The sequence below is a fragment of the Chryseobacterium sp. MEBOG06 genome, assembly GCF_021869765.1.
GTDB lineage: Bacteria > Bacteroidota > Bacteroidia > Flavobacteriales > Weeksellaceae > Chryseobacterium.
Genome location: NZ_CP084580.1, coordinates 5,232,569 through 5,246,506 on the forward strand (window position 1 = coordinate 5,232,569; position 13,938 = coordinate 5,246,506).

13 protein-coding genes and 2 tRNA genes are annotated in these 13,938 nt (G+C 36.1%); 10 read left to right on the top strand and 5 right to left on the bottom strand.

Annotation, left to right across the window (positions count from 1 at the left end; translation table 11 throughout):
- Nucleotides 1-57: 57 nt before the first annotated feature.
- The gene (locus tag LF887_RS23860; protein WP_236856728.1) at nt 58-2,589 is read right to left on the bottom strand and encodes an ATP-dependent Clp protease ATP-binding subunit; all 2,532 of its coding nucleotides are present in this window, start codon (nt 2,587-2,589) and stop codon (nt 58-60) included.
- 151 nt (nt 2,590-2,740) lie between these two features.
- Here LF887_RS23860 and LF887_RS23865 point away from each other — a divergent pair, with 151 nt between their 5' ends.
- The 5 genes from LF887_RS23865 to LF887_RS23885 are packed head-to-tail and all read left to right on the top strand — an operon-like array spanning nt 2,741 to nt 6,398.
- Nucleotides 2,741-2,968: a uroporphyrinogen decarboxylase gene (locus tag LF887_RS23865; protein ID WP_236856729.1), complete on the top strand. Its 228-nt coding sequence runs from the start codon at nt 2,741-2,743 to the stop codon at nt 2,966-2,968.
- The gene (locus LF887_RS23870) at nt 2,965-4,062 is read left to right on the top strand and encodes a glycosyltransferase (protein ID WP_236856730.1); all 1,098 of its coding nucleotides are present in this window, start codon (nt 2,965-2,967) and stop codon (nt 4,060-4,062) included. Before LF887_RS23865 ends, LF887_RS23870 begins: the two co-directional genes overlap by 4 nt.
- Before the next feature lie 44 nt (nt 4,063-4,106).
- Entirely contained in the window at nt 4,107-4,526 is a 420-nt protein-coding gene (locus tag LF887_RS23875; protein ID WP_236856731.1) for a SufE family protein, read from the top strand.
- A gap of 2 nt (nt 4,527-4,528) precedes the next feature.
- Nucleotides 4,529-5,497, top strand: coding sequence for a glycosyltransferase family 9 protein (locus tag LF887_RS23880; protein WP_236856732.1), 969 nt, complete (start codon nt 4,529-4,531; stop codon nt 5,495-5,497).
- A gap of 1 nt (nt 5,498) precedes the next feature.
- Nucleotides 5,499-6,398, top strand: a complete 900-nt coding sequence (locus LF887_RS23885; protein WP_236856733.1) for a glycosyltransferase family 2 protein — start codon at nt 5,499-5,501, stop codon at nt 6,396-6,398.
- Nucleotides 6,399-6,493: 95 nt separating this feature from the next.
- On the opposite strand, the gene LF887_RS23890 is transcribed toward LF887_RS23885, so the two are convergent.
- The 4 genes from LF887_RS23890 to LF887_RS23905 all read right to left on the bottom strand — a co-directional run bounded on the left by LF887_RS23890 (nt 6,494) and on the right by LF887_RS23905 (nt 9,483).
- On the bottom strand, nt 6,494-7,957 hold the full coding sequence (locus LF887_RS23890) for a T9SS type A sorting domain-containing protein (RefSeq protein ID WP_236856734.1): 1,464 nt from the start codon (nt 7,955-7,957) through the stop codon (nt 6,494-6,496).
- Between the two features lie 55 nt (nt 7,958-8,012).
- Nucleotides 8,013-8,087, bottom strand: a tRNA-Val gene (locus LF887_RS23895).
- 35 nt (nt 8,088-8,122) lie between these two features.
- A tRNA-Val gene (locus LF887_RS23900) sits at nt 8,123-8,197 on the bottom strand.
- Nucleotides 8,198-8,238: 41 nt separating this feature from the next.
- Nucleotides 8,239-9,483 (bottom strand): bifunctional folylpolyglutamate synthase/dihydrofolate synthase, encoded by a 1,245-nt coding sequence (locus LF887_RS23905; RefSeq protein WP_236856735.1) that lies wholly within the window; start codon nt 9,481-9,483, stop codon nt 8,239-8,241.
- A gap of 183 nt (nt 9,484-9,666) precedes the next feature.
- On the opposite strand from LF887_RS23905, the gene LF887_RS23910 reads away from it, so the two are divergent.
- The 5 genes from LF887_RS23910 to LF887_RS23930 are packed head-to-tail and all read left to right on the top strand — an operon-like array spanning nt 9,667 to nt 13,881.
- On the top strand, nt 9,667-11,007 hold the full coding sequence (locus tag LF887_RS23910; protein ID WP_236856736.1) for a TolC family protein: 1,341 nt from the start codon (nt 9,667-9,669) through the stop codon (nt 11,005-11,007).
- Between the two features lies 1 nt (nt 11,008).
- Nucleotides 11,009-11,599, top strand: a complete 591-nt coding sequence (locus LF887_RS23915) for a SprT-like domain-containing protein (protein ID WP_236856737.1) — start codon at nt 11,009-11,011, stop codon at nt 11,597-11,599.
- A gap of 2 nt (nt 11,600-11,601) precedes the next feature.
- The gene (locus LF887_RS23920; protein ID WP_236856738.1) at nt 11,602-12,684 is read left to right on the top strand and encodes a mannose-1-phosphate guanylyltransferase; all 1,083 of its coding nucleotides are present in this window, start codon (nt 11,602-11,604) and stop codon (nt 12,682-12,684) included.
- A gap of 32 nt (nt 12,685-12,716) precedes the next feature.
- Nucleotides 12,717-13,379: a hypothetical protein gene (locus LF887_RS23925; RefSeq protein ID WP_236856739.1), complete on the top strand. Its 663-nt coding sequence runs from the start codon at nt 12,717-12,719 to the stop codon at nt 13,377-13,379.
- A complete protein-coding gene (locus LF887_RS23930) occupies nt 13,348-13,881 on the top strand; it encodes a GNAT family N-acetyltransferase (protein ID WP_236856740.1) in 534 nt (177 codons plus the stop codon). Before LF887_RS23925 ends, LF887_RS23930 begins: the two co-directional genes overlap by 32 nt.
- Nucleotides 13,882-13,938: the final 57 nt, after the last annotated feature.

Sequence of the window (13,938 nt, forward strand, 5' to 3'; positions counted from 1 at the left end):
AAAAGCACCGCAAGTTTTAGCTGCGGTGCTTCTGTTATTATTAAATTATTTCTTGTACTACGATTGGGACTTTTCGGTCGTTTTTTTCGTTTTTTGAGATTTTCCGACTAGTCCGTCTTTTGCCTCATTCACCTCGAGAACTACAGTTTCTCCTTCATTCAGTTGCTTATTTACAAGCATTTCTGCCAATAAGTCCTCAATGTATTTCTGGATAGCTCGTTTCAATGGTCTTGCTCCAAAATCTTTATCCCATCCTTTTTCAGAAATAAAGTCTTTTGCCTCTTCAGTCAGTTCAACTTTATATCCTAATTTTTCAAGTCTGCCATAAAGTTTGTTCAGTTCAATATCAATAATTTTCTTGATATCATCCTGTACAAGAGAGTTAAAGATCACAATATCATCAATTCTGTTTAAGAATTCCGGAGCAAATGCTTTTTTAAGTGCATTTTCAATCGTGCTTCTCGCTCTTGAATCTGAAGTTGTCTTTTTAGCTGAAGTTCCAAATCCTACACCGTCTCCGAAATCTTTAAGATCTCTTGTTCCGATATTGGATGTAAGAATGATAATTGTATTTCTAAAATCAATCTTTCTTCCTAAACTGTCAGTAACGTGGCCTTCATCAAGAATCTGTAACAGAATATTGAATACATCCGGGTGAGCTTTTTCAATCTCATCTAAAAGAACCACAGCATAAGGTTTTCTTCTTACAGCCTCGGTAAGCTGACCACCTTCTTCATATCCTACATATCCCGGAGGCGCACCTACTAATCTTGAAACCGCAAATTTTTCCATGTATTCACTCATGTCAATACGGATCAGAGATTCATCAGATTCAAACAGTTCTCTTGCCATTACTTTGGCCAGCTCAGTCTTACCAACACCAGTTGTTCCAAGGAAGATAAATGTACCGATAGGGCGGTTAGGATCTTTTAGACCAGCTCTGTTTCTTTGAATTGCCTTAACAACTTTCTTCACAGCATCTGCCTGTCCGATCACTTTCCCGTTCAGTTTCTCATCCATCTGAGCTAGTTTATCAAGCTCATTTTTGCCAACTTTGGTTACAGGAACACCACTCATCATAGAAACCACTTCCGCTACATTTTCTTCAGTTACGGTTTCTTTTTTCTCTTTTGCATCCTTATCCCATTTGTCCTGAGCAGAGTTCAGCTCCATCTGAAGACGCTCCTCTTCATCTTTAAGCTTTCTTGCTTCAAGATAATCCTGGGCTTTTACAGCTTTTTGTTTCAGTTCTTTGATCTCTTCGATTTTCTTTTCAAAATCAATGATCTCAGTAGGAACCTTCATGTTTTTAATATAAACTCTTGAACCCGCTTCATCCATCGCATCAATTGCTTTGTCTGGTAAAAAACGGTCAGTAATATATCTCGATGTCAAATTGACACACGCTAAGATCGCCTCAGGAGTATAAACCACATTGTGATGTTCTTCATACTTATCCTTGATCTGATTAAGGATCTGAATGGTTTCATCTATAGAAGTAGGTTCCACCATTACTTTCTGGAATCTTCTTTCCAGAGCGCCATCCTTTTCAATATACTGACGGTATTCATCCAGAGTGGTAGCTCCGATGCATTGAATTTCTCCTCTTGCTAAAGCAGGTTTGAACATATTGGAAGCATCTAAACTTCCCGTAGAACTTCCTGCTCCTACAATAGTGTGAAGCTCATCTATAAATAAGATGACATCTCTGTTTTTCTCCAGTTCAGTCATAATGGCCTTCATTCTTTCTTCGAACTGACCACGGTATTTGGTTCCTGCTACTAAACTGGCAAGATCCAGTGTGATCACTCGTTTTCCGTAAAGAACTCTTGAAACCTTTTTCTGTTGAATTCTTAATGCAAGCCCTTCAGCGATCGCAGATTTACCAACTCCGGGCTCCCCAATAAGAAGCGGATTGTTTTTCTTTCTACGTGATAAGATCTGAGAAACTCTCTCGATTTCTTTTTCACGTCCGATCACAGGATCCAGTTTTCCATCTCTAGCCAAAGAAGTAAGGTCTCTACCAAAGTTATCCAAAGTAGGTGTTTTACTTTTCGCAGAACCTAAGTTTCCGGTAGGCTTTCTCATTTGCTCAAATTCCTCTCTCTCATCATCATCATCGTAAGCACTCATTTGTGGTGACTGCCCGGAGTTTTTGAGCATGGTCTGGTATTCTCTTGAAACTCCTTCATAGTCGATATCGTAAGCTCCCAGAATATTTGAAGTAGGGTCCTCATATTTATAAAGAATGCCTAAAAGCAGGTGAACGGTATTAATTTCATTGCTTTTATATTGACGACATTCTAACTCCGCACGTTTAATGGCATGATCAGCCATCTTGGTGAAAGAAATATTGGTAACCTCCTCAGAAATGGGATTAAGACTTGCTGTATTTAAAGTTTCAATTTTTCTTCTGATTTGTGTTAAATCCGCATTAAGGTTTTGAAGGATTTCTTTTGCAGAGTTTTCCGTTTTTATAATACCTAAAAGTAGATGTTCTGTATTAAGAAATTCACTTTTCAGCCTCTTAGCTTCGCTTTTGCTTTGTTTGAACACTTGGCTCAAACCTTGTGAAAACTTATAATCCATAATATATCTCATTAGAACAAAGGCAACATTACCTTTTATTCATTATCTAAATTACAAATATTTTACCAAAAATCAATTAATGACTTTATGGCAGAAAAAATTTTATTATCTTATTGAAAATGATTAAGTTTGTTATTCTTAAAATTTTCTCATGAATCCTGAAATTACCACTTATATCGGTTACTCAGCTTCGGTTTTTATCGTATTGAGTTTCATATTGAAAGATGTAAGAAAAATCAGAGTTGTCAATATGATTGGCTGTATTTGTTTTGTTATTTACGGTATCTTTAATGGAATGCTTTGGCCGGTTATTATTCCCAATGGGCTGATTAGTTTCATTCAGATATACTATCTAATAATAGACAAGAAAGATTCATGAAGAAAAAAATAATAGTTTCTGCTTTTAGCAATCTGTATACTGATCAAAGAATAGAAAAAGTATGCAAAACCCTTTTTGATAACGGATATTCCATAGACCTTATAGGAAATGACTGGGGTGGAAATGAAAAAATGGAACGCCCATATTCTTTTTCGAGAATAGAGGTAAAGTCTAAAAGTCTAAAGACTGCTTATTTTGAATTCAACTGGAAGCTTTATAAAGAACTGAAGAAAAAAGCTGACAAAGACACCATACTTCTTGCTAATGATATAGATGCACTTCTGCCAAATTATCTCATTGCAAAAAAACTTAATATCCCATTAGTCTTTGACAGCCATGAAATTTTTACGGAAATGCCTGCTATACAAAACAGGATGTCACAGAAATTCTGGAGGATGCTTGAAAGAAATCTGATTCCTAAATTGGAATTCATGATGACAGAAAGCCAAAGCTATGCAGAATGGTTTCATGAGAAATACAATGTAAACCCTGTTGTGGTACGAAATATTCCGAGGAAGATTCTTTCTGTACCCGAGATTCCGGATAATAGCCCTAAGATAATCCTATATCAGGGAGCGATCAACCAGTCTAGAGGAATTGAAAAAATGATTGTTGCAATGCACCATATTAAAGGTGCTGTTCTGAAAATAGCAGGGGATGGACCAAAGAAAAAAGAATATGAAGACCTTGTAGCACAGGAAAACCTTCAGGATAAAGTGTTTTTTCTCGGCAAGCTAAAACCGGAAAACCTTCGGGAAATTACAAAAACTGTCGATGCAGGATTCAGTCTTGAAGAAAATAACGGCGTGAGCTATTATTATTCTCTTCCTAATAAAGTCTGCGACTATATCCAGTCCAGGGTGCCTCTTGTGATGATTGACTTCCCTGAGATGCAGCGCATAAAAAATCAGTTTAATGTAGGCGAAATGATTACAGACCATCAGCCTGGTACCATTGAAAACGCGATCAGTAAAGTTCTAAACAACGGAAGATTGTTTTACCAAAACGAACTTAATAAGGCTGCAGACGTCTTCTGCTGGGAAAATGAGGAAAGGAATATCCTGCAACTTTTTGAAAAAGCATCCTGCAGATAATTTTTACAAAATTGGTTATCTTTGCATAAAGAAATTTGATTAAAATGACCATTAAGGAAAAACAGCAGGAAATAATCGACGAATTTGCGTTTCTTGAAGATTGGGAGCAAAAGTATGAGTACATCATTGATCTTGGAAAAGAACTGAAGGGCTTGCCGGAAGAAAGAAAGACAGATGAAAACCTTATTAAAGGCTGCCAGAGCAAGGTTTGGATTGATGCTGAATTTAAAGAAGGGAAACTTTTCTTTAATGCAGATTCAGATGGGATTTTGCCAAAAGGTATCGTTTCTCTTTTAGTGAGTATTTATAGTGGACACTCCACTCAGGAGATTCTGGATTCCGATTTCGAGTTTATAGCAGAAATAGGATTACAAGAATTTCTCTCACCATCCAGAGCCAATGGATTGATGGCAATGACAAAACAAATCAAATTTTACGCAGTAGCCTACCAACTGAAATCATAACCGTGACCAGAATTTTAGCATATCGTTTCTCGGCATTCGGAGATGTTGCAATGACAGTGCCTGTTTTCAGAGAATTTCTGGAACAGAATCCCGATGTGGAAATTGTTATGGTTTCAAGAAAAAACTTTGAAGCTCTTTTTGCGGGAATTCCCAATGTAATATTCAAAGGAATCGATGTAGATAACTATAAAGGATTCTTTGGATTGAGAAGGTTAAGTAATGAGCTGATCCGGGAATTTAACCCCGATTGTATTGCCAATCTTCATGATGTAATCAGAACAAAGGTTCTGGATAAAATCTACAGAAGAAAAGGACTTAAGGTTTTCAAAATAGATAAAGGGAAAGAAGAGAAGGAGCATCTTACAGACGTATGGAATCTGGATAAAGTACAGCTGAAGAAAACAGTAGAACGCTATGCTGATGTTTTTAGAAAAATGGGATTCAGGGTGGAACTTTCCCAAAAACTCAGACCACTTTCCAATCATAAATTGGGCATTGGTTTTGCTCCTTTTGCTCAGCATAAAGGAAAAATGCTGCCTTTAGAGAAGTCATTTGAACTGGCTAAAATTTTATCAGAAAAACATACTATATATTTCTTCGGAGGGGGGAAAAAAGAAACTGAAACTCTTGAAAAATGGGAACAGCAGATTCCTAATACAAAAAGTCTTTCCGGAAAATTAACTCTTGAAGAAGAACTCAACAAAATTGCAGAACTGGAAATAATGATTTCTATGGATTCTGCCAATATGCACCTTGCAAGTCTTATGGGAACAAGATGCATCTCTATCTGGGGGGCAACGCATCCTTATGCCGGATTTTTAGGATTCGGGCAAAGTGAGGAAGATGTGGTTCAGGTAAAAGATCTTACCTGCAGGCCGTGTTCTGTGTTCGGAGATAAAGAGTGCTACAGAGGAGATTGGGCATGTCTTGAGGAGTTTAGGATCCAAAAAGTCATTGATAAAATCAGATGACATGAAGATATCAATCTGTATTCCTGTTTATAATTTTGATGTTCGTGAGCTTGTTTTTACTTTGAAAAATGAAGTTGAAGAGAGTGGGGTAGATGCTGAGATCATTCTGATTGATGATGCTTCGAAAAACAGTTTCAAAGAATTGAACAGAGAAGTTCACGATAGTGTACAAAAATTTATATTTCTTGAAAAAAACATAGGAAGATCTCAAATCCGTAATCTTTTTCTTAAATATTCTACAGGAGAATATCTTCTGTTTCTGGATTGTGACGGAAAGATTGTCAATGAGAATTTCTTAAAAAAATACATTCAGTTTATACAGGATAACCCAGGTACTCAGGTTATTTATGGAGGCAGGAAGGTTCTGGATTCTTTTCCGGATCAAAATCATTTGCTAAGATGGAAATTTGCTGTTGAAAGAGAAAACCTTTCACTGGCATTGCGTCTGGAGAAACCTTATTTGAGCTTCCAGACTAATAATTTTGTGATTCAAAAAGCTGTGCTTGAAAAAATTGCCTTTAATCCCCAATTTCAAAAGTATGGATATGAAGACCTTCTGTTTGCAATGGATTTAAAATCTGAAAAGGTAAAGATTGACCATATTGATGATCCTATTCTCAATAATGATTTAGAAGAAAACGGAGTCTATCTTGGAAAAGTGGAAGAGTCTGTAGAAAGTCTGGCTGAAATGCTTAAAGACGAAGACCTCCGTTCAAGGCTTTCTGAAGTCAAGCTGGTGAAATTGTATCACCAGATTGATTCCACTCCATTTAAGCCTTTTCTTGGCCTTATTTTTTGGACAAAAGATACTTATCTTAAAAAACAGCTTTTAAAAGGAAATTGCAGCCTTCGTTATCTTGATCTTTATAAGCTGGGACTTCTCATTCGGAAAATGAAATAAAAGGTATTGATTTTTGTACTTTGAAGTTGCTTTTAGAAAAAAAACTCGGAATTGATTGTAAATCAATTCCGAGTTTTTATTGACGGCCAATAAAATTATTTCTTTATTATTTTTTTAGAAACTACTTTGTCATCATGCCTTTTGCCTTTAATAAAATAAATTCCTTTATTTAGTTGGCTAATATCAAGAATTTGTTCTTTGTCTTTAAATTGAGTTTTTATTTCAATTTTCCTACCATCAATGGATAAAAGCTCTATATTAGTAAGGCCTTTCACAAAAACTTTGTCTTCTGCAGGGTTGGGATAAATTATTGTATAATCAGGGTATTTATTTTCTATTGTTGAAAGAACTTCACCAATATAGAATCTTCTCATTATAAGTTTCCAGTTGAGTTGGGAACAGTAATAGTTTTCCATATTTTCAGCAATAATTAATCGATTCCCTTGAATAAGCGTCTTTGTTGAACCATGAGGACCAGCTAGTTTATTGATTAATATATAGCCATTTCCATTATAAGTTGTATCAATATTTCCATTGATATTTATCTTTCCCAGAAGAAACGTGGTTGCATTTCTATCCGCAAAAACATAAAAATTATTATTGACAAAATGAACATCGGTAATACCGGCAACATTTTGAGGAAACTTATAGCCATTACTGAAGGAAGGATCTAGAGTTGCGTTAGATAAAACTTTAAACATTAAAAGTCTATCGGTGATAATGATAATGCCGTTGTCAGGAGTGATAAAGGTAAAAGTATCATTGGTAGTATTAGATACATAATTAGTTATTGTTAAAAGCCCGTTTGTTCCAAAATTGGAAATTGGATTTCCATTTGGATTGGTTTTAAAAACAATGATATTGGCATCATTATATACTAAGCTAGTGCTAATTTTTCCCGTAAACATATAATTACCCTCATTGTCTATATCAGTTTTAGCTATAATGAGATTGGGCTGATTGGCAAATTCAATTTTACCACTAGTACCAAAGGAAACGTCTGAAGTACCATTTTGATGATATTTGAAAATAGCAGAGTATACTTTGTTGTCAAAATTTACTTTAACAGCATTAATGATAATTTCGTTATTAAGAGATTCTTTCCAATCACGGATGTTATAGGGATAGGGTAATGTAATATAGCCATTCACCCCCCAAGAAGTAATAAGATTACCATTAACGTCAACTTTCGATAAAGTAGAATATTGATTTAGTATAAAATAATTGCCGTCCCTTGATGGTTTCATCCTGTTGACAATAGCTGAATTGTCTAAAACACCGTTCTGGTTGTAAGAAGTATCTAACGTTCCCTCCTGGTTAAATTTAGAAAGAATTCCTGTGTAATTGCTTGTTGAGCTACATCCCCAATTGGACACGCCTCCCACAAGAAAATCATTGTTTGGGAGAAGATTCATATTATAAGCCTGAAATCCTTTGACAGGTGGGCTAAATGTGAATTCTGTTGATCCACTATTTCCAAAGGTCATATCCTGAGTTCCAAGAGTCTGACTTTTTATAGAAGTTATAATAAATAAGGAAAGTATAAAAAGTTTTTTCATAGATTTTTTAGTTTATATATAACAAAAAAATCTCCCAGTTTCCTGAGAGATTTTGTGGGCCCTGAGGGATTCGAACCCCCGACCCTCTGGGTGTAAACCAGATGCTCTGAACCAACTGAGCTAAGAGCCCTGAAATTTTTTGAAAGGCTTCAGTATCCTTTTTAGTGGGCCCTGAGGGATTCGAACCCCCGACCCTCTGGGTGTAAACCAGATGCTCTGAACCAACTGAGCTAAGAGCCCCTATACTTGTTTCCTTGTTTAGAGTGGTGCAAATATACAACTTATTCAGTAATCTCCAAATTTTTTTCTAAAAAATCTCCAACAACAAAGTTGCTTCCGCCGATAAAAATCATTTCTTCTTTTGTACATCGTTCTTTTGCAGCTAGATACGCTTCTTGTACAGAATTAAAAATTTTATAAAAAATTTTCGCCTCCTGAAGTAGATTTTCATAATCTTCCGGGTGTCTTCCCCTGTTGACAGATGGTTTTGCAAAATAAAACTCAGAATTTTCAGGAAGTAAATCCATCACTTCATCTATTTTTTTATCATTTACAAACCCCAAAATGACATGCTTGTGCCTGTCAATTGAATTAAGTTGCGAAAAAACGTGCTCCAAACCTGCCTGATTATGTCCCGTATCGCAAATGATAAGCGGATCTTTTGAGAATTCAAACCAACGGCCTATAAAACCTGTATTCTGATGAACGTTTAGCAGTCCTTTTTCAAGATCTTCGTTCGTAATGTTTATTTCTAACTTCTTTAATTCTTCTACTATAGCCAGTACCACTTTAATGTTCTTCTTCTGATAGTTTCCTTTCAGATCAGAAGTAAGCTCACTCTGGATGAATGTGGCATCTGTAAAAGGTGCATTTTCTTCAAGAGCTTTCTTTCTGAGAATATTTTTGACCACATCATTGTCATCGCCGGAGATGATAGGGATGTGGCTTTTTATAATTCCCGCCTTCTCTCCGGCAATCTCTTCAATAGTATCACCCAAAATATTCTGATGATCAAGCTGAACGTTCGTAATGGCTGAAATCAGGGGTTGAATAATATTGGTTGAATCCAGTCTTCCCCCCAGTCCCACTTCAATAATGGCAAAATCTACCTGTTGCTGATAAAAATATTCAAACGCCATGATTGTAGTGAACTCAAAAAAAGAAGGACGGATATCTTCCGGAATACTTTTAAGTTTCTGAATAAAATCAAAGACAAATTCTTTATTGCAGTTTTTCCCATTAACCTTGATTCGCTCTGTAAAGTCGATAAGATGCGGTGAATTGTAAAGCCCCACTTTATAACCTGCTTCCTGAAGAACTGAAGCCAGCATATTGCTTGAAGAGCCCTTTCCGTTGGTTCCTCCGATATGGATACACTGTATCTTTTCCTGAGGATTTCCAAAGAAAGCACAAAGCTTGGTAATATTATCAAGTCCCGGTTTGTAAGCCTTCTGCCCATCTACCTGATAGTTGGGCATCTGCACGAAAAGCCAATCGATAGCTTCCTGATATTGTTCATTTGTCATGGTACAAAATTCTCAAAAGTTTTTTTAAAATAAAATATAATTTTTCAATCTGTAACTTTTTTATATTTAATTCGTCTAATATTGAAAAATCTTAATAGGGAATCGCTCTCATTTGGAGATACCAATATTGATGAAGAAGACGCGATTTCATAGGACCATTAAAAAACAAATAAACATATACATATGAAAAAAGTTTGGATTATCGTTTTCGGATTGGGTTATCTGGGTTTAAACGCTCAGAAGAAATGGTCCTTAGAAGAATGCGTAAGCTATGCAGTGGAGCATAATCTTCAGGTTATCCAAAATAAATATAACAAGCAATCGCAGGATGCAAGCCTTAAAATTGCTAAAAAAGGCTATTTACCATCTGTTTCAGGGAGTTTAGGAAATACGGTCAGCTTTGGACAGACGTCGTTCGGAACAGGAAGTTTAAGAAATGACAGGTTCAGTAATAATGCCAGTGTTGGAGCTGATGTTTTGGTGTACAATAATGGCAGAATGGAAAAGACGGTAAGAAAAAGTCAGTTTGATTTAGAGGCAAGTCTTTATGATGTAGAAACCATTAAAAATGATATCTCTCTACAGATAGCACAGCAGTATCTAACCACACTTCTAAATAAAGAAATTGTGAAGATCTCCGAAAGTGCTGTGGGAAATGCACAAAAACAATACGACAGAGCAAAAATTACAACAAACGTAGGAACAACCTCTCAAACTGTTCTCGCTGAAGCGGAAGCTGCCTTAGCAAGAGAGAAGCAGAATTTAAAAACGGCTGAGGTGAACGTGGGAAGAAGTTTGTTTGCTTTGGTTCAGCTTTTACAATTATCTGATTATAAGAATTTTGATGTGGAAGATGTCGCTGTTTCAGATCAGTTAGCTCCTGAACTTAAATCTGTGGATGAAGTTTTAGCCATAGCCTATGAATCTCAACCTCAAATAAAAGCTGCTGTAAGCAGGATCAATTCGGCAGAAGCTCAGACCGAAGTTTCGAAAACCGCTTTTTGGCCTACTATAACGGCTAGTGTAGGAGTAGGAACTTTCTATAACAACCTTTTGAATACTGATAATATAGGAAATGAGTTTATCTACGTAAAGGAAAAAGGATTCTTTCAGCAGTATAAAGACAACTTTGGACAGCAGGCCAGTGTTTCTGTGAATATTCCTATTTTCAATAAAGGAATAACAAAACTCCAGGTAGAGCAATCCAGAATAAATGAAAGTATTGCCAAAAATACATGGGAACAACAGAAACAGACTGTAAGACAAAATGTACAGAAGGCCCAGTTTGATGCAGATGCTAACTATGAAAGCTATCTGGCAGCGGTAGAAGCGGAAAAAAGCTCAAAACTTGCTCTTGAGTTTGCAGATAAAAGCTATGCAGTGGGAAGAACAACTATTTATGATGTAAATGTCGCAAGAAATAATTATGCAAATGCACAGGGATCAGTAGCACAGGCGAAATATAATTACCTTTTTAGTCTTAAACTATTGAATTTCTATGCAGGAATTCCGTTAAGTTTGTAAAATGTCTATCCAATCACTAGAAAAATATTTACCTCAAAATACACTTAAATACTTAAGGATATGGTTTTCAGATTACTATATTCATATAAAAGTTACACGAAATAGAAATTCTAAACTGGGAGATTACAGAAAGCTCCCAGACAATTCTCATGAAATTACAGTCAATTCTACATTAACTCCTCAGCTTTTTTTCTTTGTGCTCACCCATGAACTGGCGCATTTGATTGCCTTTGAAAAATATGGACGCAGAATTTCACCTCATGGCAGTGAGTGGAAAGAAACGTATAAAAATATGCTTCTTGAAAGCCTTGAAGTCTATGACGAAGATTTGAAACCAGTCATCGTAAAGTTTTCAAAATCACCAAAGGCAAATTTCATGGCAAGCCCGGATCTTGTACGGTATTTTCATACTGAAAAACAAGACGATAGGCTCCAGTTTATTGAAGAACTTCAGAAGGGTGAGTTTTTTATCTATCGCAACGAAAAGTATTTATTCGAAGGTCTGGTTAAAAAAAACTATCTTTGTCAGAACCTGGCTACCGGAAGAAAGTATTCTTTCAAACCTTTGGCCAGGGTAGAAAAATGTAGCTAAGAATGTTAAAATCAGATAGATATTGCGTTATCATGGCGGGTGGAATCGGGAGCCGGTTCTGGCCGATGAGTACGCAGAAATTTCCAAAACAGTTTCAGGATATTTTAGGAACAGGACGTACCATGATTCAGCAGACTTATGACAGAATCAGCAAGATAATTCCTAAAGAGCATATATTCGTGATTACGAATAAGGAGTATGTATCACTTTCTCATCAGCAGCTTCCGGAAATTCCTGAAGAAAATGTTGTGGGGGAACCTCTTATGAAGAACACAGCAGCATGTAACCTTTATATGGCTAACAAAATCGCTGAAATTAATCCGGATGCAACCATGATTGTATTACCGGCAGACCATCTGATCCTTAAAGAGGATGTTTTTTTGGAAAAAGTGGAGCTGGCATTTGAAGTCGCTTCAAAACATGATTATCTGGTAACACTTGGGATTACTCCTACAAGGCCTGACACCGGATACGGATATATTCAGTTTGTAGAAAAAACGGGATCGGAATATTTCAAAGTAAAAACATTTACAGAAAAACCGATTCTTGAAATTGCTCAAAGCTTTTTAGAAAGTGGAGATTTCCTTTGGAATGCAGGGATATTTATTTGGAATGTAAAAAGCATTCACCATGCTTTTGAGAACTATCTTCCTGAGATGATGCAGCATTTTATGGCGTGTGAATACAATTCAGACAAAGAAAACAGCTGTATTGAAACCATTTATCCGAAGGTTCAAAAGATTTCTATAGACAATGGAATTTTAGAAAAAGCTAAAAATGTATATGTAATTCCATCAGATTTAGGATGGAGTGACCTTGGAACATGGACTTCTGTTTATGAAAATACAGAAAAAGATGAAGACGGAAATGCTTTTAAACTAAAGCACTTACTGGCCTACAACTCAAAAGGAAATATTGTACGTCTAAAAAACAACAATAAAGCGGTGATTATTGACGGTCTTGAAAATTATATCGTTGTAGATACCGATAAGGCACTTCTTATCTGCCCCCGTGAAAATGATCAGCTGATAAAAGATTATGTTCTCGATTTAAAAAGTTTCAAGAAAGGAGAGAAATTCATGTAATATTTGGTATACTTTCTATTGATTTTAAAATTATGATTACAACTGCAACACGCTTTACTGTTTTTTCTTTTTTACTTTTGGGAATTTTAGGATATTCTCAGGAGAAAAAGAAATTTGCAAGTATTTCGGGTATTTTGCAGCAGATTAATCCTGATAATAAAGTGGACTCCTGGGTGCTGGTATACAACAGCTACGGAAAAGGAGAGGAGATAAAGACTGCGAGTAAACTAAGCTATACTCCTCAGTTTTCGGGATTCAATTTGTTTCCCAGTGAGGACAGTTTTTATTATATTGCCTATTCCGAAGGAGGAAAGGTAAATTATGTTCTTGATGTAGAGGGGCTTAAAAAGTTCGTGGGAAAAGTTGATAATGCTCAGGAAGCCGCAATAGTATTATCTGCTGACGGCTATATCGTAGATGAAGAATTTAAAGATCTTGCAGGAAATTATCACGAAGACAAGTCTAATTATTATTTAGATCTTGGAAAACTGACCTCAAAAGAATGCCCTTATCAGAAAACACATTATACCTTGACGGTAAATAAAGCTACAGGAGCTGTTACTCAGGTAAAAGATAACGGAACCTACATTGAGCTTTACAATAAAAAATGTGCTAACAACCCGAGACTTTTAAAAATCGAAAAAAAGGAAGAACCAAAGAAAGATGAGCTTAACAAAACACCCAAACGCAGATAACGTTTACGAGACTGAGAGGTTAATACTTCGGCCAATGTCCCGTGAAGACAGAGATTTCATTTTTGAACTTTATAACAGACCTAAGTTTATCCAATATATCGGCAACCGCAACGTTAATACCATTGAGGATGCTGAGAATTATATCCTGAGCAGATTTGCGCCGCAAATTGAAAGACTTGGATTCGGAAACTATCTTTTGCTAACCAAGGAAGGGAACGAAAAAATAGGAGCTGTGGGAATCTTTGAAAGAGAAGGACTTGATGTCGTAGATATCGGATATTCTCTGTTGGAAGAGTTTGAAGGAAAAGGATATGCAATTGAGGCCGCCAAAAAGGTAAAATCCATTGGAATGGATGATTTCGGACTGTCAAAAATATCGGCCATCATCTCAAAAGACAATCTTTCCTCTCAGAATCTGATCGAAAAACTGGGACTGAAGTTTCAAAAATGTGTTACTCTTCCTGGTGAAGATGAAGAGCTAAACTATTACGAGACAGAATAAAGATCAACATAAAAAAGTACAAATATTTTCAAAGCCTCCCTTAGAAGGGTCTCGCAG

Bases quoted from the DNA above. Each gene is read 5' to 3' on its own strand.
- LF887_RS23860 (WP_236856728.1), bottom strand. From the start codon at position 2,589: ATGGATTATAAGTTTTCACAAGGTTTGAGCCAAGTGTTCAAACAAAGC.
- LF887_RS23865 (WP_236856729.1), top strand. From the start codon at position 2,741: ATGAATCCTGAAATTACCACTTATATCGGTTACTCAGCTTCGGTTTTT.
- LF887_RS23870 (WP_236856730.1), top strand. From the start codon at position 2,965: ATGAAGAAAAAAATAATAGTTTCTGCTTTTAGCAATCTGTATACTGAT.
- LF887_RS23875 (WP_236856731.1), top strand. From the start codon at position 4,107: ATGACCATTAAGGAAAAACAGCAGGAAATAATCGACGAATTTGCGTTT.
- LF887_RS23885 (WP_236856733.1), top strand. From the start codon at position 5,499: ATGAAGATATCAATCTGTATTCCTGTTTATAATTTTGATGTTCGTGAG.
- LF887_RS23890 (WP_236856734.1), bottom strand. From the start codon at position 7,957: ATGAAAAAACTTTTTATACTTTCCTTATTTATTATAACTTCTATAAAA.
- LF887_RS23905 (WP_236856735.1), bottom strand. From the start codon at position 9,483: ATGACAAATGAACAATATCAGGAAGCTATCGATTGGCTTTTCGTGCAG.
- LF887_RS23910 (WP_236856736.1), top strand. From the start codon at position 9,667: ATGAAAAAAGTTTGGATTATCGTTTTCGGATTGGGTTATCTGGGTTTA.
- LF887_RS23915 (WP_236856737.1), top strand. From the start codon at position 11,009: ATGTCTATCCAATCACTAGAAAAATATTTACCTCAAAATACACTTAAA.
- LF887_RS23920 (WP_236856738.1), top strand. From the start codon at position 11,602: ATGTTAAAATCAGATAGATATTGCGTTATCATGGCGGGTGGAATCGGG.
- LF887_RS23925 (WP_236856739.1), top strand. From the start codon at position 12,717: ATGATTACAACTGCAACACGCTTTACTGTTTTTTCTTTTTTACTTTTG.
- LF887_RS23930 (WP_236856740.1), top strand. From the start codon at position 13,348: ATGAGCTTAACAAAACACCCAAACGCAGATAACGTTTACGAGACTGAG.